Source organism: Microbacterium sp. NPDC019599 (genome assembly GCF_040632175.1).
In the GTDB taxonomy this organism is placed as follows: Bacteria; Actinomycetota; Actinomycetes; order Actinomycetales; family Microbacteriaceae; genus Microbacterium.
The window spans coordinates 191,333-218,082 of the sequence record NZ_JBEYBL010000007.1 but is presented as its reverse complement, the minus strand read 5'-3'; the positions used below and the strand labels follow the sequence as shown (position 1 = coordinate 218,082).

At 67.6% G+C, this 26,750-nt stretch carries 18 protein-coding genes; 4 read left to right on the top strand and 14 right to left on the bottom strand.

From position 1 onward, the window contains the following. Positions 1-29 precede the first annotated feature (29 nt). From ABZ477_RS13730 to ABZ477_RS13715, 4 genes are read right to left on the bottom strand one after another with little or no spacing between them, the layout of a single operon-like run. Entirely contained in the window at positions 30-884 is an 855-nt protein-coding gene (locus ABZ477_RS13730; RefSeq protein ID WP_360133900.1) for an ATP-binding cassette domain-containing protein, read from the bottom strand. Further along, positions 877-2,673 carry a dipeptide/oligopeptide/nickel ABC transporter permease/ATP-binding protein gene (locus ABZ477_RS13725; RefSeq protein WP_360133897.1) on the bottom strand — a complete coding sequence of 599 codons (1,797 nt, stop codon included), beginning with the start codon at positions 2,671-2,673 and terminating at the stop codon, positions 877-879. Before ABZ477_RS13725 ends, ABZ477_RS13730 begins: the two co-directional genes overlap by 8 nt. Then, positions 2,670-3,611, bottom strand: a complete 942-nt coding sequence (locus ABZ477_RS13720) for an ABC transporter permease (protein ID WP_360133894.1) — start codon at positions 3,609-3,611, stop codon at positions 2,670-2,672. The genes ABZ477_RS13725 and ABZ477_RS13720 overlap by 4 nt, the downstream gene beginning before the upstream one ends. 18 nt (positions 3,612-3,629) lie before the next feature. Further along, entirely contained in the window at positions 3,630-5,159 is a 1,530-nt protein-coding gene (locus ABZ477_RS13715; protein WP_360133891.1) for an ABC transporter substrate-binding protein, read from the bottom strand. Positions 5,160-5,367: 208 nt separating this feature from the next. Between ABZ477_RS13715 and ABZ477_RS13710 the strand changes: the two genes are divergently transcribed. Further along, positions 5,368-6,387 carry a LacI family DNA-binding transcriptional regulator gene (locus ABZ477_RS13710; protein WP_360133888.1) on the top strand — a complete coding sequence of 340 codons (1,020 nt, stop codon included), beginning with the start codon at positions 5,368-5,370 and terminating at the stop codon, positions 6,385-6,387. A gap of 111 nt (positions 6,388-6,498) precedes the next feature. Beyond that, positions 6,499-8,238 carry a DUF5605 domain-containing protein gene (locus ABZ477_RS13705; protein WP_360133885.1) on the top strand — a complete coding sequence of 580 codons (1,740 nt, stop codon included), beginning with the start codon at positions 6,499-6,501 and terminating at the stop codon, positions 8,236-8,238. 81 nt (positions 8,239-8,319) lie between these two features. Here ABZ477_RS13705 and ABZ477_RS13700 read toward each other — a convergent pair whose 3' ends face one another. The 9 genes from ABZ477_RS13700 to ABZ477_RS13660 all read right to left on the bottom strand — a co-directional run bounded on the left by ABZ477_RS13700 (position 8,320) and on the right by ABZ477_RS13660 (position 23,031). Continuing rightward, positions 8,320-10,170: a PKD domain-containing protein gene (locus ABZ477_RS13700; protein ID WP_360133882.1), complete on the bottom strand. Its 1,851-nt coding sequence runs from the start codon at positions 10,168-10,170 to the stop codon at positions 8,320-8,322. 842 nt (positions 10,171-11,012) lie between these two features. After that, positions 11,013-13,193 carry an alpha-galactosidase gene (locus ABZ477_RS13695; protein ID WP_360133879.1) on the bottom strand — a complete coding sequence of 727 codons (2,181 nt, stop codon included), beginning with the start codon at positions 13,191-13,193 and terminating at the stop codon, positions 11,013-11,015. A gap of 115 nt (positions 13,194-13,308) precedes the next feature. Further along, the gene (locus ABZ477_RS13690) at positions 13,309-15,348 is read right to left on the bottom strand and encodes a cellulase family glycosylhydrolase (protein ID WP_360133876.1); all 2,040 of its coding nucleotides are present in this window, start codon (positions 15,346-15,348) and stop codon (positions 13,309-13,311) included. Positions 15,349-15,455: 107 nt separating this feature from the next. Next, entirely contained in the window at positions 15,456-16,382 is a 927-nt protein-coding gene (locus ABZ477_RS13685; RefSeq protein ID WP_165127354.1) for a BadF/BadG/BcrA/BcrD ATPase family protein, read from the bottom strand. After that, on the bottom strand, positions 16,379-17,299 hold the full coding sequence (locus ABZ477_RS13680; protein WP_360133956.1) for a 1,4-beta-xylanase: 921 nt from the start codon (positions 17,297-17,299) through the stop codon (positions 16,379-16,381). The genes ABZ477_RS13685 and ABZ477_RS13680 overlap by 4 nt, the downstream gene beginning before the upstream one ends. 35 nt (positions 17,300-17,334) lie before the next feature. Beyond that, positions 17,335-19,818, bottom strand: a complete 2,484-nt coding sequence (locus tag ABZ477_RS13675) for a glycoside hydrolase family 2 protein (protein WP_360133872.1) — start codon at positions 19,816-19,818, stop codon at positions 17,335-17,337. Beyond that, positions 19,815-20,633: a carbohydrate ABC transporter permease gene (locus ABZ477_RS13670; protein ID WP_165127350.1), complete on the bottom strand. Its 819-nt coding sequence runs from the start codon at positions 20,631-20,633 to the stop codon at positions 19,815-19,817. Before ABZ477_RS13670 ends, ABZ477_RS13675 begins: the two co-directional genes overlap by 4 nt. Then, positions 20,630-21,628 (bottom strand): sugar ABC transporter permease, encoded by a 999-nt coding sequence (locus ABZ477_RS13665; RefSeq protein ID WP_360133867.1) that lies wholly within the window; start codon positions 21,626-21,628, stop codon positions 20,630-20,632. The genes ABZ477_RS13670 and ABZ477_RS13665 overlap by 4 nt, the downstream gene beginning before the upstream one ends. Before the next feature lie 80 nt (positions 21,629-21,708). Further along, a complete protein-coding gene (locus ABZ477_RS13660) occupies positions 21,709-23,031 on the bottom strand; it encodes an extracellular solute-binding protein (RefSeq protein WP_360133863.1) in 1,323 nt (440 codons plus the stop codon). A 273-nt stretch (positions 23,032-23,304) separates the two neighbouring features. Between ABZ477_RS13660 and ABZ477_RS13655 the strand changes: the two genes are divergently transcribed. Then, on the top strand, positions 23,305-24,309 hold the full coding sequence (locus ABZ477_RS13655; RefSeq protein ID WP_360133860.1) for a LacI family DNA-binding transcriptional regulator: 1,005 nt from the start codon (positions 23,305-23,307) through the stop codon (positions 24,307-24,309). Between the two features lie 36 nt (positions 24,310-24,345). Here ABZ477_RS13655 and ABZ477_RS13650 read toward each other — a convergent pair whose 3' ends face one another. Then, positions 24,346-25,392: a LacI family DNA-binding transcriptional regulator gene (locus tag ABZ477_RS13650; protein ID WP_360133857.1), complete on the bottom strand. Its 1,047-nt coding sequence runs from the start codon at positions 25,390-25,392 to the stop codon at positions 24,346-24,348. Between the two features lie 3 nt (positions 25,393-25,395). Here ABZ477_RS13650 and manA point away from each other — a divergent pair, with 3 nt between their 5' ends. Next, positions 25,396-26,691, top strand: coding sequence for a mannose-6-phosphate isomerase, class I (gene manA / locus ABZ477_RS13645; RefSeq protein ID WP_360133854.1), 1,296 nt, complete (start codon positions 25,396-25,398; stop codon positions 26,689-26,691). Positions 26,692-26,750 lie beyond the last annotated feature (59 nt).

The following is a 26,750-nucleotide window of genomic DNA, read 5'->3' as shown; positions in this document are numbered from 1 at the left end:
GACGGTAGGAAGAAGCGGAACGGGCCGGCTCAGGCTGGTGCGGTCGAGGCGTCGGCGACATCCGCGATCGGCTCCGCGCCGAAGCGCTTCAGCCGAGCCGCCCGGCGGGCGCGCTGCCGCGGCGGATCCGCGATCGGCGCCGACATCTGAAGTCGCTGCGTGTACGGGTGCTGAGGATTGGTCGCGACCTGATGCGCGTCGCCGATCTCGACGATCTGGCCGCCCTTGAGGACGGCGATCCGGTCGCTGATGGCCTGGACGACTCCGAGGTCGTGGCTGATGAACAGGTACGCGACGCCGGTCGCCTTCTGCAGGTCGTCGAGGAGCGTGAGCACACGCGCCTGCGTCGTGACGTCGAGCGCACTGGTCGGCTCGTCGCACACGATCACTGACGGCTCGAGGGCGAGGGCGCGGGCGATGGCGATCCGCTGGCGCTGGCCGCCGGAGAACTCGCGCGGATACCGCGAGCCCGCGTCGGCGGGCAGGCCGACAGCATCCAGCAACTCCCGCACCCGGGCCCTTCCTTCGGCGACGCCCGCGGCGCGGAGCGGCTCGACGAGGATGCTCTCCACCGTCATCGAGGGGTTCAACGATGAGTAGGGGTCCTGGAAGATCACCTGGATGTCGCGGGCGACCTGCCGACGCCGGGCTCGGGAGATGTTGCTGATCTCCTGCCCGCGGAACTCGATCGTCCCCGCGGTGACCGGGGCGAGGCCGAGGATGGCGCGGCCGATCGTCGTCTTCCCCGATCCGGACTCACCGACGAGGCTGACGGTCTCGCCTGGTTTGAGTCCGAGCGAGACGTCCTGGATGACGGTCTTGCCGCCACGGCGGCCGCCGTAGCGGACGACGAGGTTCTTGATCTCGAGCAGCTGGTCAGTCACCGCTGAGCACCTCCATGATCTCGACCTTTCGCGAGGAGGTGAGCAGGTCCTTCGTATACGGATCGCTCGGCGACGCGAACAGGGTGTCGACGTCGTCCGATTCGACGATGCGTCCGTCCTTCATGACGCTCACGCGGTCGCAGAGGTCGGCGACGACGCCGAGATTGTGGGTCACGATGATCATCGCCAAGCCTCGCTCGAGGCTCAGCTCCCGAAGCAGCTCGAGCACCTCGGCCTGGACGGTGACGTCGAGGGCCGTCGTGGGCTCGTCGGCGACGATGAGCTCGGGGTTGGAGGCGACGGCGCCGCAGATGAGCACGCGCTGGGCCATGCCCCCCGAGATCTCGTGTGGATACAGGCGCATCACGCGTTCCGGGTCGTCGATGCCGACCCGCGCGAGCACGGCCACGAGCTGTGTGCGCGCCTCCGACTTCGAGGTCCCGGTGGCGGCGCGCAAGCCGTAGATCAGCTGCGCGCCGACAGTGAAGGACGGGTCGAGGTTCGACATCGGCTCCTGCGGGACGTAGGCGATCTGCCGTCCGCGCGCTCGGCGCATGCGAGCCGGGTCGGCGAGGAGGTCCTTGCCCTTGAAGAAGACGCTGCCGCCGGGGACCACCGCCTCGCGCGGAAGGAGGCCGAGGATCGAGAACGCGATCTGGGACTTGCCCGAGCCTGATTCGCCGACGAGTCCATGGATCTCGCCTCGCCGGACATCCAGGTCGACACCGTGCACGACCTCGCGCACCTCCTCTCCGGCCGTCGGGTAGCCGACCCGCAGCCCGCGGACGGCGAGCACGATGTCGTCCGGGGCGCCGAAGTCGTGCGTTCCGGCGACACGCTCGTCCTGCGCGGCTCGCGTCAAGGCTCGCCGTCGCGATGGCTTGAGCGCCGCGCTGCGGTTGGAGGTCTGCAAAGTGTCTCGCAGCGCATTTCCGAGGAGCACGTACGCGAGGATCGTCACGCTGATGAGGATCGCGGGGGCCAGAAGGTTGGCGGGGACGAGATAGATGTTCTCGAACGCCTCGGCGAGGACCCGGCCCCAGGAGGGCTCTCGCGGACTGCCCAGCCCGAGGAAGTCGACGCCGGCGAGAATGGCGACCGCGGTCGCCAAGACGAACGCGCTCTGCACGATGACGGGCGCACGCACGGCGGACAGCACGTGGCGTCCCACGATGCGGGTGTCGGAGAGGCCGACGACCTTGGCCGCGTCGATGTAGAGTTCCGAGCGCACCGCGATGACGACCGACCGGACCAGGCGGTAGAACGACGGTGCGACGATGACACCGAACGCCGTCATCGAGACCGGGATGTTCGGGCCTGTGAGCGTGAAGATCGCGATGATGATCGCGATGCCGGGCAGCGACATCACCAGGTCCGAGACGAAGTTCGCGATCGCTTCGATCTTGCCGCGATAGAAGCCGGCGAGCAGTCCGAAGATCAGTCCGAGGATGAGCGAGACGCCGAGCACGAGGACGCAGGCGAGGAGAGTCTGCTGCGTGCCCCACATCAGGCGGGACAGGATGTCGCGGCCCGACTGGTCCGCTCCGAGGAGGTGTCCGGGGCTGAACGGCGGAACGTTCGCGCTGGCCAGGTCCGTCGCGTTGGGTGGATACGGCGCGAGCCAGGGGGCGGTCACGGCGACGAAGACGAGGAACGCCACCACCAGCAAGCTGAAGATCGCGAGAGGGTTATTCAGCAGCGTCCCGAAGGTGTTGCGCCGGACGCTCTTGCGGGCGAGCGCCGCGGTGCCGTCGACCGCGGGGTCGAGGTCGTGCTGGTCGACGGTCATCGGATCCTCGACTTCGGGTTCAGGATGCCGACGAGAAGGTCGGCGACGAGATTGACGATCAGGACGAGGAGCATCGTGAAGATCACGGTGCCCATCACCATGGGCACGTCGCCCGAGTAGGCGGCGGAGATGATGAGCTGCCCGATGCCGGGCAGCGCGAAGATCTGCTCGATGAACAGGGCGGCGCCCAGCAGTCCCAGCATCGTGAGGCTCAGCACGATCAGTCCGGGCCCTGCAGCGTTGCGCAGCACGTGCCGGAACAGCAGGGGTGCGGAAGGGATGCCGCGGGATCGCAGCGTCCGCACGTAGTCCTGCGAGAGGGTATCGGCGACCGAGCCCCTGAACTGCGCGGCCGAAGCGGCGATGGTGCCGATCAGCAGGGATATCACCGGGAGGGTGAGCGACCACAGCCAGCCCTGAGCGCTGTCGGTGAGCCGGATGTACCCCGTCGCCGGGTAGAGCGGAACGGCGATGGCGAACGCGAAGATCAGCCCCATCGCGATGATGAATCCGGGCACGGCGGCTCCGAGCACCGTGACGAACTGCAGAACCCGGTCGACCCAGCCGCCGTAGAGCGCGGCCGTGGCGCCCAGCACGATGGCGAACACCGTCGTGAATATCATCGTGATGATGATGAGCGACAGGGTGACGGGCACACGCGTGGCGAGTGCTTCGGTGACCGGCTGGCCGGTGAGGAACGACGCGCTCAGGTCGCCCCTCACCACGCCAGCCAGATAGTCGACGTACTGGACGATCAGCGGCCGGGTGAGCCCCAGCTCTTCCGCCTTCGCGGCGACCTGCTCCTCCGAGGCGCTCAGACCCAGGACGGATCGAGCGATTCCGAGGCCGTCCGTGAACATGACCGCGAAGGTGACGAAGGTCACGATCAGGAAGAGGCCGACGGCGCGCACGAGGTGGATCGCGATGTAGCGGAACATGGCTGGGGCTCTCCGGTCCTACTTCTGCTGGAAGTCCCGCAGCAGCGGGTGCAGCGCCGAGAAGTCCGACATCGTCGGGATGCTGATCGCGTCGCTGTACAGGTAGAACCCGTCCGGGTACGCCATCGGCACGAACCAGGCCTGGTCGATGACGTACTGGTTGATCTCCTGCTGCGCGGCGACACGCTCGTCATCCGTACCCGTGAGTATCTTCTGCCAGAGCTCGTCGATCGTCGCGTCCGGCTGGTGCGAGACGTTCCAGATGCCGTCGACGAGGATGTAGTCCTTGATGTCCTGCAGCGACTCCCCGTAGTTGCCGAGCTGCCAGAGCGGAACCGGGTACTTGCCGCTCAGCAGCTCCGTGATCGCGTCGGGGCCGGTGAGGTTGACCTGCTCGACGGTGATGTTCAGCTGCGCGAGCTGTTCGGTGACGTAGGGGAACAGCAGTTCGTGGTTCTGCCCCTCGAAGAACGGGATCTGAAGTGTGAAGCCGTCCTCGTAGCCCGCTTCCTTCATGAGCGCCTTCGCGGCTTCGACGTCGTACGGGTACGGGTCTTCGGTCAGGTCCTCGAGGTACGCGCTGCTGCCCGGCCGGAAGATCTGGTACGCCGGATCGGCATACCCGCGGTAGAGCTCGTCGGCGACGGCATCGCGGTCGAAGACCATGTTCATCGCCTGACGCACGCGCAGGTCGCCCAGTGCAGGGATGGTCTCGCCATTGTGGTCCGTGATGAGCAGGCGCGTCGTAGTGCCCCGGAGCGTGACCGTCTCGAGGCCGGACTTCTTGGCCTCGTCGATGGTCGCCGCACTGCCGAGGATGCCATCGATCTGGCCGGTCTTCAGCGCATTCAGGCCGGCGGTCGGGTCCGTGAACACCTTCAGAACGAGCGTCTCGTAGGGGTAGGTGTCGCTGTCCCAGTAGTCGGCGTTCTTCGTCAGCGTGTAGCTGGAGCCCTGCGTGCTCTTGCCCGCGTCATAGATGTAGGGGCCGCTGCCGACCACCGTGGTGTCCTGCGCGTCGCCGGCGTAGTACTCGGCGGAGGAGATCTGCGCCTCGCACAGCACGAGGTCGAGCGTCGGGGTCGGCTGCGGCCAGGTGATGGTCATGTTGTAGTCGTCGGCGACGTCGAAGGTGAGATCCGCGAAGCGGGCGTTGTTCTCGCCGGCGAATTCGTACGCGGCCTGCACATCTTCGGCGGTCAGGTCGCTGCCGTCGGAGAAGGTGATGCCCTCGCGGAGCTTGAGGGTCACGGCGCTCTTGTCGTCGTTGTACTCCCACTCCTCGGCGATCTGCGGGGAGGGCTTGCCGAACTCGTCGCAGATGAGCAGCGTGTCCCACGCGGCATCGGCGAACCAGCCCTGGTAGCTGGGCTGGATGCCGACGCTGAGGCCCGGGATGTCCGCAGTCATGCCGAGCGTGAGGGTGTCCTTCCCGCCGTCGCTCGTGGCGGATCCTCCGCCACCGGGGGCGCAGGCGGTGAGCGCCAGGCCGGCGGCGAGTGCGGGAACCGCGATCGCTGCGGCCACGCGGCGTCGTGTGAATCGCATTGCAACTCCTTTGTTGGTTGTCTTGGCTCGGGCGGTGCTGCCCGTGGGACGGAAGACCATGACGTCGGGTCGTCCGCAGGTGACGCTAGACACGGCGCGCCACCCCGGCAACGAATCGGCCGACTATTGCGCAAACGATTCGGCGGGGTACCCCTGGGAATGGCTAATCTTCGGGGTGGATCCCTTTGCGCAAATCCGGGAGGCCGCGATGGACGGTGAGTCGACAGCATCCGTCACCCTGCGCGCGGTGGCTGACGCCGCGGGCGTGTCGATCGCCACGGCGTCCCGTGCCCTGACCGGGCGCGGAGACCTGTCCCGACGCACGCGCGAGAAGGTCGCGGATGCCGCGCGGGAGCTCGGCTACGACCGCGGCACCGTCACACGGGGTCGCCCCACGACTCTCGATCCGCGGCTCATCGAATTTGTGCTGGGCAGCTTCGATGACGCCTGGACCGACGCGATGACCGTCGGTGCCCGCGAGGCGGCGTTCCGGCTCGGCTTCGATCTCGTCCTGACGCTGGAGCGGCCCGAGCCGACCGATGACTGGCCGACGCGGGTGGCGACGCGGCGCCCGTCCGGCGTCGTCATCGGGATCATCCGGCCGACCGCGCGCCAACTGGACGAGCTGCGCGGCCTTCGCATCCCGATCGTCCTCCTCGAACCCCGCTCCGATCCGGAAGGGGCCCTGGCGAGCGTCGGAACGACCGACTGGCAGGGCGGCTACGACGCGGGGACGCATCTGGCTGCAGGCGGATACTCGCGGTACGTCATCGTCACCGGCGAGCCCCGCTACCGCTTCGGACGGGCTCGCGAGGAAGGCTTCCGCCAAGCGATCACCGACGCCACTGGGCTGAGCGTGACCCGGGTCAACTCCGAATGGACGGACGCCCCACTCACGGAGGAGATGCTTCGAGCGATCGCCGCGGACCGATCCCCGGTCGGGGTGTTCGCCTGCAACGACGAGATGGCCTTCACCGTCTACCGCGCAGCCGCGCAGCTCGGGCGCAGCATCCCTGACGACATCGGCGTGATCGGCTTCAACGACGAGCCCCGCGCGGCCCACGCCGCCCCACCGCTGACCTCGGTCCGGCAGCCGCTTCGTGCGATGGCCGCCCGCGCCGTCGAGATCGTGGCTGAGCTGCGTCGCCACGAGGATGACACCTTCGAGCGCGTCGAGCTGCCGAGCGAGCTCATCATCCGCGGTTCCACACGGGTCACGCCGGGCTGACGGCTACCGGTTGCGCAAAACGAGTTTCCCCCCTCGCCGGGCGTTCGGGCCGTGGCTAGGCTCGGCGGATCCGCGCCGGCGAATTGCGCGGCAGAGCCATGGAGGACGCCGATGCCTCGGCCTTTCGACAGATACGACACGTTCGGCGCCGCGCTGGACAACCCCTCGGCCGGCGCGGTCCTCGAGGAACTCGTGCCCGAGGTGGTCCATTCCTCCCTCGCGGCGCAGCTGCGCGACTTTCCGCTCGGACCGTTCCTGGAATTCGCGCTCGGCGCCGACCGGGCGAGAGCGACCGCGGTCATCACGGCGCTCGGCGACATCGAGAACACGACCCCTCCGTTGGAGGAGTCGCCCGCAATCATCCCGCGCCCCGACTATGAGGCGGACTCGGTGCCCCCGAGCAGCGCTGCGGTTCATGTCGTCGAGGGTGCGGAGGTCAACCGTCCGGTGGAGCTGTCCTTCTCCGGGCCTGCGCACGGCAACCCTTTCGTCGATGTCGACCTCGTCGCCGAGTTCACCTTGGATGCTGACTCGATCGACGTAGGCGGCTTCTACGACGGCGACGGCCGCTACGTCGTGCGCTTCCTCCCGGCCAAGGCGGGCATGTGGCAGTGGGTGACCCGCTCCAACGCACGGTCGCTCGACGGGATCACCGGGCAGGTCGCGGTCGAGGAATCGGCGCACCCTGGGCCGGTGCGCGTCCACGACCGGTTCGCCTTCGCCCACGCGAACGGGGACGTCTTCACACCCGTCGGCACGACCGCCTATGCCTGGCTTCACCAGCCTGAGGAGCTTCAGGCCCGTACGCTGGACACCCTCGCGGCCGCCCCGTTCAACAAGCTGCGCATGTGCGTCTTCCCCAAGAGCTTCCTGTACAACGCGAATGAGCCCGACGACTTCGCGTTCCCGCGCGCCGACGACGGTACGTGGGACACCGAGCGGTTCGATGTGGCGTTCTTCCGTCGCCTCGAGGAGCGTATCGGCCAGCTCGACGAGCTCGGCATCCAAGCCGATGTCATCCTCTTCCACCCCTACGACCGCTGGGGTTTCGGCCGACTGGGCCGCGTCGCGGATGAGCGCTACCTGACCTACGTGGTGCGGCGGCTCTCCGGGTTCCCGAATGTGTGGTGGTCGCTCGCCAACGAGTACGAGCTGCTGACCACGAAGCGGCCGGAGGACTGGCACCACCTGGGGCGGGTCGTGGTCCGCGAAGACCATGTCGGCCACCTCCTCTCGATCCACAACTGGTCCGAGCTGTTCGACTACAGCGCCCCGTGGGCGACGCACGCCAGCATCCAGCGCGGCGACCGCGAGCTCGGCCAGAAGATCGACGAATGGCGCTTCACGTGGGGCAAGCCCGTCATCGTCGACGAACTCGGCTATGAAGGCGACCTCGACCAGGGATGGGGGAACCTGACCGCCGAGGAGGTCGTCGAGCGGTTCTGGAGCGCGACGGTGCGCGGCGGTTACGTCACGCACGGCGAGACCTTCTACCGCGATGACGAGGAGATCTTCTGGTCGAAGGGCGGAACGCTCATCGGAGCGAGCCCCGCCCGGATCGACTTCCTCCGCCGGATCGTGGCGGAGTCGCCGACGGGTCGCCTCGAGCCCCTGCCCTCCGATTGGGACGTGCCGTGGGGAGGCGTCGCCGGCCAGTACGCGATCCTCTACTTCGGCGCCAAGCAGCCGCGCTTCCGGGACGTCACGGTCCCGGAAGGCATGACGGCCACGATCGAGCTGATCGATACGTGGAGTATGACGGTCGAGCAGCTGCCCGGTGTCCACGACGGCGTCGTCCGTGTCCAGCTTCCGGCGCGGCCTTACATGGCGATCCGTCTTCGTCGGGCCTGACACGGGCGCCGCTGCAAATCGGCACCGGACGAGAGGATGCCCCGACCATCGCGATGGCCGGGGCATTCTCTCGTCCGGTGCCTACTTCGAGACGACCACCCGGACGCGGTCGATGTTCTGAAGGAGCGCGTACTCGGCGTCGACGTCGCCGTTGCGCTCCGCGGTGACGCGAACACTCACGAAGTATGTCCCTGGTTCGGAGAAGGCATGCTTCGTCGAGAGCGTCGCGTTCTTCTTGGGAGTCACGAAGTCACCGGCGATGTACGAGCCGTCGCCCTCGAAGTCCCACTCCGCCGCGATGACCTGGCCGCCGCCCTGCGGAGTGCGCGCGGTCGCGACGATCGGCACGGCTTGTCCCGCCTTCGCTGTGATGACTTGTCCCCCGCCTGAGGTGATGTCGACGGACGGCTGAAGCCCGTCGCGCTTCTGCGCCTTGGCGGGGATGACGATCTGCGAGTCCTCGATCGTGTACTGCGTGGATGCCGGGGCTGGCACGCCGTCCTCGACCCACGCGGCGACATCCCGCAGCGCCTGTTCGACCATGCCATACCAGTCGACCAGATGGGTCGCGCGTTCGCCTGCGGGCACGGCATCCTGATGATCGGCGTGGTCGGTGAAGTAGACACGGTGGTTGTCGGACACCGTTGCACCGAGGCTCGCCTCGATCTGCTTGCGGTACCAATCGGTGTGGATGGGCAGCGCGTCGCTGTCGTAGAGGTTGGACACCGCGATCACCTTGCCGTTGACCGAGCCGTCGAAAGCCGCGAAGCCGGAGACGAAGCCCGAGAAGCCGGGCTCGCCCACGGGGCGCTGCGGGTAGATGGGTGTGCCGTCGGCATTGCGGAACTGGTCGAGCGCGATCCAGCCTGTGCCGTCCGGCGGGAGCTGGTAGCGGTAGGCGAACCGCCTGGCGATGTTCCACCGGTGTCCGACGGTGTCGCCCATCTCGGCGAGTTCGGCGCGCACGCGTGCGCCGAGCGGCGTGTCCTCGGTGCCCAGGTAGCCGGGGGCGGACCAGAAGTCGTCGACGTAGGTCGGGTCGTAGGCCAGGGGCTGGTCGTTGCTCAGTCCGGCAGTGCCATAGAACTGCTCGTCGTAGCCGAGGAGGTAGTCGGGGTTCTGCCACGCCTTGTCAGGGATGCCGAGCTTCGACACCTCGGCGAACAGGGCATCCTCGGCATCGTCGAGGACCCCGTACGGGTCCCCGCTGCCTCCGGGCATCAGGGCGTCGCGGATCGCGTCGGCCTTGTCGGCGAGGATGAGCTCCGCCGCGGCGCGCCCGTTGAAGTTGTAGCTGTTCGGCGTCGGGACCGCCTGCACCATCGGCACGAAGCCCTCCCAGACGCCGTCGGTGTTCTCCGCCGCACCGATGGTCTGGAAAGACCCCCCGCTCGGGCCGTACAGATAGCCGAAGATCTCGCGGTCGCTGCCGTAGTACTCCGCTGCCACGGTCTCGGCGAACTTCGCTGCCGCGGCGGCGTGACGGTATCCGAGCGACAGAGACGTGTTGCCGGCCTGCACGGCATACCCGCCGCTGGCCAGGGCGAAGCCGACCGCGCGATCCGTCGCCTCCGCGAGATTCGCGCCGGTGAAACTCGTCGGATAGGTGTACTGGAAGAACCGGCCGTCCCACTTCGCCTTGTCAGCCTCCGCATGGAGATAGATCGTGAACTGGATGTTCGTCCCCTCGAAGTGACCCGACACGCGGTGATGCGGCACCGGCAAGGTCTCGTCGCTCTCAACGTCGATGACCGGATTGGCGTATGTCGGGTCGATGCAGTCAGCGCTCACCTGTATCGGCTTTCCGAAGCCAGGGTCGACGCACAGTGCGGGCGCGGCCATTGCAGGCGTGGCCGGCAGCAGAGCTACGGCCACGGCGATCGCCGCACCCAACGCGACGGGTGTGCGGCGAGCGAAGGTGGATCTGTTCACGGATATCCTCCAGCGTCCTCGATGGCTGCCGCGCGTCCATTGCGTTGGCAGACCGCGGCGTGCGGTGTTCTCAGCACACGGCGACAGCGGACGACGCTACGGCGACGCCCAGATGAGGGGCAACGAAGGCGGCCCGTTTTGCGCAACGTGGGCGCTGCGGGCGGGGACGATCCGGGTCGCGTCGCGGTGCACGGCAGCTGGACGAGAGTGCATCAAAGCCGGTGCACCACTCCGAAAAGGTGATGTCCTATCCCCCAAGAATCGCGGAAATCCGGGCCGATCACTGAGGCCAGGACGCTTCTGTGTACCGAGCGTGTACCGGTGGGTCCCACACAGTACACACCGTGCACTCCCCGCACAGTTCGCCAATGAACAGACACGACCCGTCAAGGAGAAAACCCCCGCTCTACCGGGGGTTTTTCTGCGGAGACGGAGGGATTTGAACCCTCGGTCCCCGTGAGGGGACTCCACCTTAGCAGGGTAGATCCGGCGATCCGCGGCCTGCCCGCCGCGTAAGCCGCTCTGCCGCGGAATCACGCGGATTCCAAGCGTCACCAGGCGATTCCCGCGCTTCGGCCGACCGCACGCCTCACACTCTATGCACTCTAGAGTTGCCCAGAATCGGTGCCCTCGGGATGCTCGGGGACACTTGGGGGACACCTGATGTAGAAGTCATTGTGCAATCAACGATGTAGCCGTGGCCGCAATGTAACGCCGGTCACGGGGTCCAGAAGCTCCCGATGCCCTTGCCGATCATGGAGCCGCCGATGACGAGCAGCGGCCCCGTCATGCGACACCACCGCCGAGTTCTCGCCGCACGCGAGCCACCCCGCTCAGAGCGTTCAGCCAGCGGGAACCAGGTGCAGAACGAACGCCTGGACCGGCCACAGCGTCGGCAGCTGCAGGCCCACCTCCGCGAGAACCCGCCCCGCCAATTCGATTTCGCCGGCGGTGAACCATTCCGGTGCGATCCAGCCGTACTCGGCATCGCCGATCTCGCGGCGCACTCGCACGATGTATCGCCGGTCGGGATCGAGCCACGGCATCCGGAGCCGTTCTGCCCGCGCATCCTCGAGACTTGCCACGGTCGCGACGATGACGACCGAGGCGTCCTCCGTCGCGAAGCCGGTGACGCGCCACGCGGGGTCGCGAAGGTCGGCGTGCACGACCCGGCCCGTGTGGATCACGGCGCGCAGCTCTTTGTAGAGCGCCGCGAAGCGCCGGATCGCGGCGGTCTCGGCCTCGTCGCACTCGAGGATGTTCCACTCGAACCCCGCTGAGCCCATGAGGCTCGTCGCCGCGCGGTACGAAAGTGCGGTCGTGCGCCCTGAACTGTGCGACGTCGTGGGGCCTACGTGTGCGCCGACCAGCTCGGGGGGCAGGAGCAGACCCGTCCATCGCTGGATGTCCTGCCGTTCCACTGGGTCGTTCGAGTCGCTGGCCCAGACCCGGTCGCAGAGGTCGAGGATGCCGAGATCGGTGCGCGCTCCCCCGCTCGAGCACGACTCGATCTCGAGCGACGGATGCCGTTCCTTGAGTTCGTGGATCAGGCGGTACACCGCGAGCGTGTGCTCGCGCCCACCGGGCCGACCGCTGTGGGTGGACTCGACGAGGTCGCGGTTGTGGTCCCATTTGATGAAGTCGACGCCGACCTCGCGCACGACGGCGTCGATCTGATTGAGCACGTGCGCGTAGGCGTCGGGATTCGCGAGATCGAGCACGTACTGCGTGCGCCAGGAGAGATCGGGCCCGTGGTCGAGGTGACCGGGGTCGTGGAGCAGCCAGTCCGGGTGGGCGCGTGCCACGTCGGAGTCGAGCGAGATCATCTCGGGCTCGAACCACAGCCCGAACTGCATGCCGAGTTCGTGCACGCGATCGGCGAGCGGAGCGAGCCCGTCTGGCCAGACGTCGGCGTCGATGACCCAGTCGCCCAGGCTCGTCGAGTCGTCGCGGCGCCCCTGGAACCATCCGTCGTCGAGGACGAATCGCTCGACGCCGACGTCTGCGGCCCTCTCTGCGAGTGCAAGCAGGCGAGCCTCGTCGTGATCGAAGTAGACCGCCTCCCACGTGTTGAGGACTAGGGGGCGAGGAGACGACGGATGCTGCTCCCGCGCTCTCAGCCAGGTGTGGGTACGAGCGGCGAGGCCGTCGAGACCCTCCTCGGTTTGCATGAACAGCACACGCGGAGCGGAGTACTCCTCGCCCGGTGCGAGCACGACCTCGCCGGGTCGCAGAAGTTCCCCGCCGCCGATGAGCGTCACGGCGTCCGTGACGCGATCGATGCGATACGTGGCATCGGACGACCAGGCCACGTGAGCCGCCCACGCGCGGCCGCTCTGCCATAGGGGCGGACGCTCGGATGCAATGAGCATCGTGGGCGCGTCGTGCCCGGGCCGTCCGCGCCGGGACTGTCTGAGAGTCGAGCCGGGCGGCATGGCCATCGTGACGGGACGCTTCTCACGCGTCCAGCGGCCGTCGAAAGTGGTGAGAGTGTCGGTGGTCGTCGGCACGGGGAGTGTCGCCTCGAGCCAATCGATCTCGACGGGAGCGGCATCGGCGGCGCCTTCGTGGCGCAGCGCCGCGTCGACCGCGACGACACCCCCCGCCTCGATCCCGATCCGAATCGTGAGCCGCAGGCTCGAGCTCTGATCGAGGGCTGTGACGGTGACGGCGTCATCTCCGCGGTCGAGCTCGACTTCGCGCCAGCGCATGTGATGCAGGACTCCGTCCCTGCGCAGCTGCATCGCTGGGCGACCCGACCAGCCGTCGCCTTCCTGCGGTGCGATCGATAGCTCCCATGCCGCGTCGAGGGTCGCACCGGGCGTCTGGCGCCCGACGCCTGCGGGGATCGCCGCCAGGTCGTCGATGGTGAGGGCTCCAAGCGCATGGCCCCAGTGCAACACCGACGGGAGCCCCGTGGGAGTGGGCGCCATGACGACCGCGACACCGTCCCTTTCCAGGACGAAGGGACCGTCGGGCCTGCCGATGATCGATGCACTGGTGGAGGGGGTGTGCTGTGCCACGGGGTGCCTCTCTGTAGGGCTTGTTCGGCGCTCGGGGCGGAGCCGTCGCGCGCAGAGACGGGTGGGTGCGGAACGGGCCTTCCGCACCCACCCGCCGGTCGGTGAACTCAGCCAATCACTTGACGGTGAGCCGATCGATCGAGAACGTGCCGGCGTTGAAATAGACCAGGACGTCGTGAACGCTCGTAAGCGTCGACGCGTCGCAGCCGAACGTGTCGAGCGGGACCGCGACGATCTGGCTCGTGTTCTCGGGAATCCACGTCCACCCGGACTGGCACCACGACCAGCTCTCGCCGGAGCGGACGGCCACGGCAACTGAGGTCCCGGCGGATGCCGTCGTGATGTCGAACTCGATCGACGCGCGGGTAGACAGATCCAGCGTCGGGTTGTCGGCGGGTGAGCCGAACCACGCGCCGTTCGAGGTCACCTGCAGAGCGGACTCGCCGTCGGTCGCGCCCGCGGGCCCTGTGGAGAGCGCACCAGGGTCGGACTGCCAGTTCGCCGGCGCCCAGCCCTCGACCCCCGACTCCCACGACGCGACCACGACGGGGTCGCCGGGCGCGGGGCGCACCGTGATCGTGAGCGTCGCCGTCGAGGTCGTCACGCCGTTGCCGACGGCATAGGGGAACGCCGCCTTGCCTGTGTAGCCGGGGGTCGGGGTGAAGAGAACGGTGCTGTCCGCGTTCACCTCCAACGAGCCACCGGCGACGGTTGCCGAGGTCTGGCGTCCCGACGCCGCGGGGTCGAGGTCGAGCGTGGACTTCCTGATCGGGATCGACAGCGACACGTCGTTCGCGAGGATGTCGACAGTCGCCGTGGTATCGCGCTGGATCGTCACCGCGTCGTCGTCGGCGATCGTCTGGAGCAGCGTCTTGGCTCCGCTCACGCTGAGCGGGACGAGTTTGGCCTGCGCAGACATGAGCGTGCAGACAGGGCTGGGACAGTACACGGTGAATCCGTCGTAGTCGGAGTACAGCGTGCCGTCATCCTGACGTGATGCCAGCATCCAGTAGAGGGTGCCGTCGACTCCCGTGAGACGGATCGTCTCGAGCCACTTCTTGTACGTGGGCATACGGGTGGCCTTGTCCATGACGCCGAACTCGCCGAGGTACACCGGCTTGCCGATCTTCGCGGCGGCGCGTGCGTGTTCGGTGATCCAGCCCGTGCCCCAGTCGACCGTCGTCTTCCAGTGGTCGGGGTACAGGTGCATCGACATCCAGTCGATGTTCTTCAGCGAGGCGAGCGCGATGGTGTCGACGCCGTCCGCGCAGTTCTCGCCGAAGCCCGGCCCGTAACCTGATGCGCCGTACTTCTGCGTGAGCGTCCATTGCGAGTCGGGCCGGCAGAAGAAGCCCTCGTCACCGGCGGAGAGAAGGTGGTTCTTGTCGATGGACTTCACATACGTGCTCATCTCATTCGCCCACCCGGTGATGGTGGACGTGTCGCAGGTCCCGTTCGGGTAGACGCCCGCGCTCGTGCAGCGGGGCTCGTTCGCCAACTCCCACGAGAGGATCGTCGGGTCGTCCTTGTACATGACCCCTGTGATCGAGTTGGTGCGGTTGAGCAGCGTCTCGATCCAGCTCTTGAACCACGACTTGATCGTCGGGTCGGTGTAGAAGTCGGCGTGCTCGTCGAGTCCGGCCCACCGGACGTACTGGTCCATGCCGCCGAACGCGTTCCAGTTGTTTGTGAACGGGATGACGAGCTTGAGCCCGCGCTCGCCTGCCTCGGCGATCGCGTAGTCGAGCTTCTGGAGCCCGTCGGCACCGGTGTTGACAACGGGCTTGCCTGCCGCGGCATCCCACGCCTGGTACCAGACGCCCTCGAAGTTCTGGTGCACGGAGCCCGTGCCGTCGGGGTTCTGGTAGTCCTGCGACCCCCAGGTGCGGATGGCGTCGAAGCCGGCGGCCTTGGCGTCGTCGAGCACGGCGTCGACCATCGCAGGGGACTTGTAGCCGAGGTAGTAGTTGTTGGTGCCCGCGAACTCGTAGGTCTTGCCGGCGAGCTGCAGCTGAGAGCCTTTCGCCTTGATGAACTGCGACGCGGGCGCCGCACTCGCAGGCGTGGCGACGCCGACGAGTGCTGCTGTTGCGACGCCCAGGGCCATGAGCGCCGCGGTGATGCGTGTGGTGCCTCTACTCCGTGAGGGAGTCATCTTCGATCTCCTTGATGCAGGAGCCCGCGACGGATGCCGCGAGCTGGGGCCGGCGCGCCCGTGCGGACGTCCGGGGTCGAGTCGCGGTGGCCCGACCGCGACCCTGGTCAATGCGAGCGCGCCTCCGAGACGTGCGCCATCAGCGGATGCGCGGCGTCGAGTGCTGCGAGCGCCGCCGCGCCGTCGAGTCCCGTGCCGTGTGCCGCCTCGAAGATCGTGTCGGGGTGCGACGCGCTGATGATCTGTTCGAAGCGGTCGCGGACGAGAGGCGAGCGGAACACTCCACCGATCGCGCTCACGGCGGGCCGCTCAGTCGATTCGATGCCGACGCGTCGCAGGGCCGTGGTCACCGAGAGGGCGAGTTCCGCCGCTGCCGCGCGGCAGATGTCCGCTGCCGTTGCGTCGTCGCCGGCGAGCTCGGAGACCGTCTCGGAGAACGACGCGACGATCCGCACGCGGTCGGCGTCGCCCTGCAATGCCATGTATGCGTCCTCGATGTCGGTCCAGCGCTCACGGAGCCGGTCGGTCAGGGGGGTCGCAGGCCCGCGGCCGTCGTAGCCGCGCATCGCGGCATCCAGCCCGGCTCGGCCGATCCAGTACGCGCTGCCTGCATCGCCCATGATGTTGCCCCACCCGTCGACACGCGCGACGGTGCTCGCGCCGACGGCGAGTGTGACGACGCCCGTGCCCGCCGCGACGACGGCGCCGCGGCGATCCCCTAGCGTGCCGAGGAATGACGTCACGGAGTCGTGGGCCAGGAGCACACGTTCGGGGGCGACGTCGTCGAGCAGCGCGCGCAGGAGCGAAGCGTCTGCGTCCGGGGCGGTGAGGCCGCTGGTGCCGGTCGAGACGACCGACACCGGGCCGCCGAGCTCTCGCGCAACGTGCCGGACAGACTCTGCGAGCTGTGGCAGGAGCGGTTCGTGTGTGCGCACGCCCGGCAGGACGAACTCTACGGGCTCGCCGATGCCGCCCGAGCGCACCTTGGTGCCGGTCTGGCCCGCGTCGACCGCGAGCGTCAGGCGTCCCGTCATGCTGCGTGCTCCCATGCCCGGAATGCCTCTGCGATGTATGAGCCCGCGGGCTTTCCGTAGGGGCAGTAGTCGTCGTTCAGATGCGCCTCCTCGCGTGAATAGAGCGTCGCGGGCCAGTCCCACAGCATGAGCCCACGGAGCCACGGCCGGGCGCGGCACGCGCGGAACATCTCCTCGTAGTAGCGCAGCTGCTCGGCACCGGACGGGGCACCGGCGAGGTTCCAGTCGTTCGGAAGGTCAGGTGACCCGACGCGCGAGGGGCATCCGGCCTCCATGAAGAAGAAGGGCTTGCCTTCCCGCTCGACGGCTCGGCCGACGCGGTCGAGCTGGTCGTCCCAGTCGTCGACGGGGTAGTAACCGCTCGACGACATGACGTCAACGGCATCCCACCATGTGAGCCGGTCTTCCTGGTACTTGTCGCAGTTGTACGTGATGAGGCCGTCGTAAACCCCGCGGACGTCCGCGATGAGGGCCCGCCACAGCGCCTCCTGCCCGTCGGCGCGCACCATCTCGCAGCCGATGCAGAGCATTTCGCACCCTTCCGCCTGCGCGATCCGGGCGGCGTGCAGGATGAACCTCCGGTACGAAGCGAACCATTCGGTCCAGGTCGGCTCGTTCGGAACGTCCTGGTCGAAGAACCCGATGTAGGCGCGCCACGTGCCGTCCGAGACGTTGACGACGGGCTTGAGGCACACCTTGAGCCCCAACGCGTGGGCACGGCGGACAGCATGAACGATCTCGTCGTCGCCGACCGCGGGGCCATCCTCGAAGGGGATGTCGGTTGAGAAGATGTGCTCCTGCTCGGCGGCGTACGCGAGCGCCGTCCAGGTGACGCCGTGCTCGGCCATGAGGCGCATGGACTCGTCGGCTTCGGGGGTCGTCCACGTGCCGCGCGTGCCGACCCAGCCCCACGTCATGCCGAGGACGGGTTCCGCGAGCGCGTCCGCGGCCGTCACGAGGCCACCAGCTGGTTGGCCGAGCGGAAGACGAGAGGATCGGCCGCCTGGTCGGCGTCGAGGCTGTCGAGTCCGCGGACGCGGAACGTCGTCGACTCCCCCGGCAGGAGCGTCACGAGGCCCTCGTCGACCGTCGCGTCAGGGTCGAGTCGATCGACGTTCAGCACGAGGTCGCGCGTGAGGCCCTCGCTCGTCACCGTCACGACCTGCTCGTCGCCGTCTCGCGTCACGGCGACCGACAGTCGCGGTGCCGCGAGGGCGCTGTCACGCGCCTCGGAGAAGAACGAGAAACCCCGCACGCTGCCGACTTCGGCGACGAGCAGCTCGTCCGCCGGATCGATCGCCGTCGCGATCTCGGCCGGGATGGCGATTGTCAGCGACGAGCGCGCCAGGATGGCGACATCCGTCCGGAACACGTCGAGGATGCCGCCGTCGTATCGCCGTCTCGTGACGACGAGCTCGCCCGTCCACGGATCGTCGGTGTCGTTCCCGACGATGACGGCATCGCGGTCGTCGCGAGGCTGGATGGTGACGACCCGCGACGCGAACGCGTTGCGCAGCGCGAAGTACAGCGGCTTCTCGCGCCCATCGCCGTCGATCGCCGCCCAGGAAGTGACAGGCCAGCAGTCGTTGAGCTGCCACACGATCGCACCCGACGTGTGCGGGGCGTGCGAGCGGAAGTGGTCGAGTGCGAAGCCGACGGCATTGGCCTGGTTGAGCTGCATCGCCCAGTGCCACGTCGCCATGTCGCTCGGCACGCGGTGGTGCCGCACGAGCCCACCCGTGAGCTTGACGTTGCCGTCGATGGCCTTCTGATGCGCAATCATGCCGGGCGATTCCGGTGTAAGCGGGTCGTCGTGGAGCGCGCGCTCGAGGGTCGACCAGTTCGGCGGCCCCTGCCAGCCGAACTCGGCGACGAACCGCGGCGTGTGCTCGCGATACGTCGCCCAGTCCTTGCGGTTCCACTGCTCCCACAGGTGGTTGGTCCCGTGCGTCTCGGCGTTGGGGTGCACGCCCTCGTCGCCGGGGCTGAAGGGGCTCCCGGGAGCGTAGGTCACGTGCGGCGACAGTTCGGCGACGATCCCCGGGAGCAGGTCGTAGTAGTAGTGAGCGCCCCAGGTCTTGCCGTCGAGCCGTTCCTTCCAGCCCCAGTCCTCATATCCCCACAGGTTCTCGTTGTTCCCCGTGAAGAGCACGAGCGACGCGTGGTGTGCAAGGCGCGTAACGTTGTCGCGGGCCTCGGCCTCGATCTCCGAGCGCAGCGGCTCCTCCTCGGGGTAGGCCGCGCACGCGAAGAGGAAGTCCTGCCACGTGAGCAGGCCGAGCTCGTCGCACAGGTCGTAGAAGTCGTCGGATTCGTAGATGCCGCCGCCCCAGACCCGCACGAGGTTGATGTTCGCGCGTGCCGCCTGCCGAAGGCGACGCTCGTAGCGGACCCGGTCGACACGCGTGAAGAGCGCGTCGTCAGGGATCCAGTTGACGCCCTTGACCCACACCGGTACCTCGTTGACCAGCAACTGGAAGGGCCGACCGGCGGCATCCTTCTCGGTGTCCCATCGCGCGGTCCGGAAGCCCACACGGCGCACCGCCGAGTGCACGGCCTGCTCGGCGGCGGAGAGCCGCACCGCAACGTCGTACAGCGGCTGCGCCCCGTAGCCGATGGGCCACCAGAGTTCGACGTCATCGACGTCGACCCGTACGACTGCTTCTTCCTCGTCGGCCGCGAGAGTCGTGCGCGCAGTGACGCCGGCAACGTCGACTTCGATTTCGACTTCTCCCGCGCTCGCGCGCTCGACGAGCGCGCGAGCGGTGAGGACTCCGCCGCCGTGCGCCGGCTCGGCGTGCACGAGGACCCGCGCGAGCCGCGCGCCGGACCATGACTCGAGCCGCACGGGCTTCCAGATGCCGCTCGTGTAGGTTGCGATCCCCCAGTCCCAGCCGAAGCTGCACGCGGATTTGCGGATCGCCTCGTACGGCAGGGCGTAGGGACGCTCGCGTGCGCCGAGCACAAGGCTCTGCTCGTTCGCATACCGCACGGGGCTGCGGAACGCGACGACGAGCCGGTTCGCCCCGGCGTGCAGCAGCGGTGCGACGTCGAAGCGGTGGACGCGATGCTGATCCGCGACGTCGCCGAGCACGCTGCCGTTGAGCGTCACCGTCGCAACGGTGTCGAGGCCGTCGAAGACGAGGTCGTGGCGCTCGGCGGCGGCGATCTCGGCATCCGTCAGATCGAAGGTGGTCTCGTACGTCCAGTCGACGAGCCCGATCCAGGAGAGGGCCGCCTCATTCTCGTCGAGGTAGGGGTCGGGGATCAGGCCCGCGGAGAGCAGGTCGGTGTGCACGGTGCCGGGAACGGATGCCGTCACGACGGTGCCGGCGATCGAATCGGGCACCGGGCCCGCGGCGGCCGTCACGGTCCACCCCGCGGTCAGGTCGCGCGCAACGAGAGGGGTCGGGTTGTCGGTTGTGATGAGGGTCATTTGACGGCTCCGGCCACGAGGCCCTTGTAGATCCAGCGCTGAAGGAAGACGAATGCGATGACGGTGGGGACGATGACGAGGATGGTCGCGGCGGCGATGACCTCCCATTGGGCGCCGAACGGGCCCTTGAAGCGGAAGAGCGCCGTCGAGATCAGACTCTCCGACTGCAGGTATAGGAAGGGCAAGTAGAACTCGTTGTAGATCGCGATGCCCTTGATGATGACGACGGTCGCGATAGCGGGCTTGAGCAGCGGGAGGATGACGCGCCAGTAGATCGTCCAGCGATTGGCGCCGTCGAGCATGGCGGCTTCGTCGAGCGAGACGGGAATGGACTGCATGAACTGGATGAAGATGTAGATCGCGATGATGTCGGTGCCCATGAAGAGCAGGATGAGCGCGGCCTTCGTGTTGAAAAGGCCAAGACCGTTGATGATCTGGAAGGTCGCGACCTGGCTGGTGACGCTCGGGATGAGCGTCGCAATGAGGAAGAGCGCCATTACGAGCGCCTTGCCCCGGAAATGGAACCGGTCGATCGCGTATGCCGCCATCGACCCGATGAGGATCGTGCCGACGAGCGAGATCACGAGGACGATTGTCGTGTTGACGAAGCCGGAGAGCATGTCGCCCTGCTGGAACGCCGTGACGAAGTTGTCGAAGTTGAACCAGCTCTGCGGGAGCGTCAGGGGGCCGGTCGTCGCATACTCCTGCTTGGTCTTGAAGCTCGCGAACAGGAGCACCGAGAGTGGGAGCAGCACGACGATCGTCGCGAGGATGAGCGAGGCGTACTTCCCGATTCCGGGCAGTGTGCGTTTCATGACAGGTCGACCTTCTCGTCGGGGAATGCCTTCCGCTGGATCCAGGTGACGAGCAGCACGATCACGAGCAGCACGACGGCCATCGCCGAGGCGAGACCCACTTGGCGGAAGTTGAATGCGGTCTGCATCGTCTGGATGACGAAGGTCGCCGTGCCGTTGGCGCCGGTCGTCATGATGTAGGGGATCTCGAACACGGAGAGGCTTCCCGCGACCGCGAGGATGAACGACAGACCGATGATGCGGCGGATCCCGGGGAAGATGATGTTGACGAACTGCTGCCAGCGGCTCGCGCCGTCGATCTGCGCCGCTTCGTACAGCTCGGCGGGGATCGACTGGATCGCACCCAGGAAGAGCACGAAGTTGAGGCCGGTGTAGCGCCACACCGACGTGCCGGCGAGGGAGAAGTTCGCGATCGACGCGTCGCCGAGCCACTGCGGCGGATCGGTCACGCCGACCCACGACAGGAGCGTGTCGAGCGTGCCTCCCGGCTGGAAGAAGTAGAGGAATACGAATCCGATCGCGACGCCGTTGATGAGGTAGGGGAAGAAGATGACGCCACGGAAGAAGTTCGAGAAGCGCGTGCTGAAGCTGAGGAGGGTTGCGAAGTACAGCGCGATCGCCATCTGGACGAAGGACCCGACGAAGTAGTACAGGCTGACGCCGAACACCGCGAAGATGCGCGGGTTGGTGAAGACCTCGATGTAGTTGTCCAGGCCCACGAAGTCGCCCATGGGGCCGAGGCCCCGCCACTCGTGGACCGAGTACCACATCATGTTGACAGCGGGCACATACGTCAGCAGCAGGAGCAGCCCGACGGCGGCTGCGATGAACAGGTAGGGCGTGACTCGGGCGAACCGGCCGCGGCCAGCGGGACCCGACCCGCCGGCGCTGGCGCGCCCGCCCTTCTTGCGGCGCTTGCGCGCCCCGGCGTCGATCGACTCGCTGAGGGGGCCGGAGATTCCCGCACGAAGTGGTGCGTTCGTCGAGACGGACATGGACTTCTCCTCTGATGGGACTCCGACCCCCTCAGGGGTCATGGTGATTCGATGGACCCGCGCCGTACGCGGGCAGGGGATCAGCCGGCGAGCTCGCTCACGGCCGCGCCCCACTGCTCGTTGAGCTGGGCGAAGAACGAGTCCTTATCGCCGTCGGCCTGACCGCGGGCGATGTCGACGATCTTCTGGCGGTAGATGTTGCCCCACACGTCGACCTGCGACTGGTCGGCAATGTTGTTGAGCAGACCCTCCTCACCCTCAGGAGCAGGAGCGGCCTCGATAAGCTCGACGCTGTTCTCCGAGAGGGACCCGAGGTTGGCGGGAAGCGACGCCGAACGGAGTGCCGAGATCATGCCCTGCGACTCGGTGAAGCCCGAGTCCTCGAGCAGCCAGTTCATCCACGCCTCGGCCGCCGCCTTGTTGGACGAGTTCTTGTTGATCGCGATGTTGTAATCGCCGCCGATCGTGGCGTACTGCGTACCGTCGTCCGCCGTGGCCGGCCACGCCATGAAGCCCACCGCGCTGGGGTCGACGCCCGCGTCCTCGGCCGCAGCCTGGAACTGCGAGATCGCCCACGAGCCGAGCACCATGGTCGCGATCTTCCCGGTCGCGAAGTCGCCCTTCGACTGCTCCCAGTTGGTCGTCAGCGGGTCCTCTTCGCTCAGGCCTTCGTGCACGATGTCGTACAGAAGCCCGTCGATGGCGTAGACGTCGTTGCCCTCCGTCCACGGCGACTCGTCGTGAGCCATCTCGTTCTGCGCCTCGGCGTTCCCGGAGACGGCGCCGACGTTCGAGAACCACTGCCCACCCAGAGGCCAGCCGTCCTTATAGTTCGTGTAGAGGGGTGTCGCGTCGGTGTTGTCGGCGATGAGCTCGAGGTCGGCGAGGAACTCATCGGCCGACTTCGGCAGCTCGGTGATGCCGGCGTCCTCCCAGACGGCCGTGTTGTACAGGACGCCATTCGCGTTGCCGCCGAGAGCAATGCCGTACTGCTCGCCGTCGTAGCTCGCGGGAGCCTGGAATCGGTATGTCTCGGCCAGCTCGTCCACGGTGCCCAGCGACTCGAAGAAGTCGGGGAACTGGTCGGCCGAGACGCTCGGCGGGATCATCAGGACGTCGCCGTACCCGTTCGGGCTGCTCATGCGGGTCTTGACGTCGTCGGCGTAGCTCGTGATCGCCTCGACCTTGACGTTGACGTCGGGGAACTCCTTGTTGAACTCCGCGACGTACGTCTCCCAGGTGCCGTCCGTCTCGAGGTCCGTGCGGTTCGTGAGGAACGTGATGTCGCCGCTGGGCTCGCCCGAGTCCGAGTCGCTGGATCCTGTGCCCGAGCACGATGTCAGCGCGAACGTCGAGACCGCGGCCAGAGCGACAAGGCCGAACACTGCCTTGCGAGGTGCCATGTGATTACTCCCTTGTATGTGTCCCCGGTGCTCGGCGCGGGACGTTCCGCGCCTCGGGGTTCGGGATGTCAGCGTAGGACAAGTCGAACGTGATGTAAAGCGCTTTAGTTTGCTATGTCCCGAAATGTCCGGTGGCCCCGAACCTCGGTGCTGCCCGACGATCCGCGGCTGTTGGGCGCACTCCGTGAGCACACCGGGGATCGGATGTCGGTGAAATGTCCTACGTCGTCATCGGCGATATCATCGGATCGTCGACCCCAACGAGGAGGACTCATGACCGTGCAGCAGCGCGCCACCCTGGACGACGTCGCGCGGCTCGCAGGCGTGAGCGCGAAGACCGTTTCGCGCGTCTATTCGCACCGGGACAAGGTCGCCCCACAGACTGTCGAGCGGGTGCTGAGCGCCGGCAAGCGGCTTCGCTTCCGACCCAACACCATCGCGCGTACGCTGCGCCGAGGAGGTGCCTCGTCGACCGTCGGGTTCATCATGGGAGAGCTGCGCAATCCCTTCTACTACACCATCGCGGCGGGCATCGAGAAGGAGCTCGCCGGCGCCGGCTACACGCTCGTCGTCGCGACGACGGACGACTCGGAGGAGGGCGAGGAACGCGTCGCCGACACGCTCCTCGCCCAACGGGTCGGCGCGCTGATGCTCGTGCCGGTCGGCGAGGACCAGTCCTACCTGGAAGGTGAGCGCCAGCTTGGCACACCGGTCATCGCGATCGACCGCCCGGCGCGGAACCTCGTTGCGGACGCAGTCGTGCTCGACAATCGCGCCGGCGCGTACGAGGCGACGCGCCACCTGCTGGGGCACGGCCATCGCCGCATCGCCTACGTGTGCAATCCCGCATCGGTCTACACGCAGACGGAGCGCTGCCGCGGCTATCGCGAGGCCATGGCCGAGTCGGGGCTCACTGATGCGCGGCTGGAGATTCTCCTCGACGACACGTCGGTGCCGCCAGACGTCGTCGTGCGCCAGCTGCTCGAGCGGGAGGACCCCCCGACCGCGATCTTCGCAGGCAATAACCGTATGTGCGTCGGCGCCCTGCGCGCGATGCGCGATGTCGGGGCGACTCCCGCGCTCATCGGTTTCGATGACTTCGACACGGCGGACATCCTCGGGGTGACGGTTGTGACCCACGATCCGGTCGAGCTCGGGCGGCGCGCGGCGCAGCTCGCGATCGAGCGGATGGCCGATCCTGCGGGTTTCACGACCCGCATTGAGCTGCCTACGCGTCTTCTCGTGCGCGGGAGCGGAGAGCGTCCGCCGGCTTCGTGAGGCTCGCGAGGGCACCACCAGCCTTGAGGATCCGCTTCACCGAGTGGATGGTGCCGGACCGATCGACGCGCGGGCACGCAGTCGCGGAGTCGAGTCGAGGAAGGCCCCCGGCTGGGCACCGTCGACGACGTCGAACAATCGCCTCGCCACATGTGCCCCGAACGCGACGATATCGTGGCTCAGCGCGCTGAGCGCCGGGTATGTGTGCTCGCACAGCACGGAGTCATCCCACGCGATGATCGAGAGGTCGTCTGGAACCCGCAGGTCGCGCTCGAGCGCAACAGTGAGCCCTGCCACAGCCATGACGTCATTGTCGTAGATGAATCCGGTCGGCGGGGCATCGCCGTCGAGCGCCGCGCGCGTGGCCCGCGCCCCCTCGTCGGGCGTGTAGTCCGTGCGAAGCAACACCCCCTGAAGGCCGAGAGAACTCACCTCGTCCACGAAGGCGTCGTCCCTGATGCGCGTGTGCGCGAGATGCTCCAGACCGGCGACGCGTGCGATCCGACGATGACCTCGGTCCGCGAGTTCGCGCACAGCCTCGCGCATCGATGCCGCGTCATCTGTCCACACGCTGGTCAGTCCGCCGGCGAGGCTCGGATCGCCGACGATCACGACGGGCAGGGCCGCCGGCATTTGGAAGGCGCGGACTCGCGGGTCGTCCACCTGGAGGTCGACGAGGATCACGCCGTCGACCCGGCGACCGCGCCGCCACGCCTCGTGCGTCGCCCGCTCCTGCTCGGCGCCGGGCACCACCTGTAGCAACAACCCGAAGCCACGCTGCGCGAGCTCAGACTCGAGCCCAGCGAGGAACTTCATGTAGAACGACTCGACCCCGAGATTCTGCGGATCCCGGGCGAGCACCATGCCGAACGTGTCCGTTCGCGCTCCGGCGAGCGACCGCGCGGCGCTGGCCGGAGCCCAGCCCAGCTCGTCGGCGACTTCCAGCACGCGCTTCCGCGTCGCCTCGGAGACGCCCTTACGACCGTTGAGCGCGAACGAGACGGCGCCGATCGACACCCCCGCGCGCGCAGCGATATCGCTGATCGTGACGCGTGAACCCGGCGTCCCTGGCTCGGAGACCACGTAGTGAACCCTACCGTCGCTCGCGCACGTAAAGCGCTAAAGCGCTTTATGTATGATGGTCGCCGCGCACCTCGAGAGGAATCCATGATCATCGAATTGGCCAACACGCCGCGCGACTATTCGTGGGGATCGACCACCGGCATCCCGGAGTTCCTCGGCATCGAGCCCGATGGGCGCCCCCAGGCCGAGCTGTGGCTCGGCACTCATGCGGGGTCGCCGGCTCGCGCGGTGCGCGTCGCACCCGACCGCGAAGAACGCCATCCGACGCTGTCGGACTGGTTGCACGCGCACCCTCATCTGGCGGGAGCGGATGCCGCGGCCGCAGGTCTCCCGATCCTGCTCAAGCTCCTCTCCGCCGACTCCCCGCTCTCGCTCCAGGTGCACCCCACGCCCCAGCAGGCGCGCGCCGGATTCGACGAGGAGAACGCGCGCGGCATCCCGATCGGTGATCCCGCGCGCAACTATAAGGATCCGTTCCCGAAGCCCGAGATCATCGTCGCCGTGAGCCGGCGCTTCGACGCGCTCTGCGGGTTCCGGCCAGCGGACGAGGTTTCTGCGATCATGGCCGAAATCGAGGAGCACGATGTGCCGGCCACTGGCGCTCTGCGAGAGATCCTCGCCGACCCGACGCGTATCGGCGACGCCTTGGCCTGGTTGCTCTCCGGCGCTCCTGAGGCAGCTGAATGTGCGGTCTCCGTCGAGTCGTTCGCGCAGAAAGAGGTAGCTGCGACCTCGCCGTCGGCTCCGTCGTGGGCCACTGTCCGCGAGATCGCGGCTCACTACCCGGGCGATCCCGGAATCGTCGTAGCGCTGCTCATGAACCGTGTGTCGCTCCGCCGCGGACAGGCGCTCTTCGCTCCTGCCGGGATACTTCACGCGTATCTCAGCGGCGTCGGCGTGGAGCTCATGATCGCAAGCGACAACGTGGTACGGGGCGGCTTGACCCCTAAACACATCGACACCCTCGAGTTGCTTCGATTGCTCTCCTTCGAGCAGCAGCCTCCCGAGCTGCTCGAAGCCCGACGCGTAGCCCCCGGCCTCGTCGCGTACGAACCTCCAGCGCCCTTCGCCCTATGGGCCGCAGACTCAGCCCAGCCCGACCTGCAGATCCCGCTCGCGGGACCCGCACTCGCGCTCATCGAGGGAGCGGACGTGACCCTGGAGTCGCCAGACACCTCGCTCACCCTCCCCCGCGGTGGGGCTGGCTTCATCTCCCCAGATGAGTCCCCGCTGACGGTGCATGGTTCCGGCCTGCTCTGGCTCGCGGTAACGAGCGCAAACTCCGACGCCCGCCACTGAGACGGCCCTCGAGCGCCCGAACTGCGTCACTTTGGGCCTCTACTGCGCGCGCGAGAATC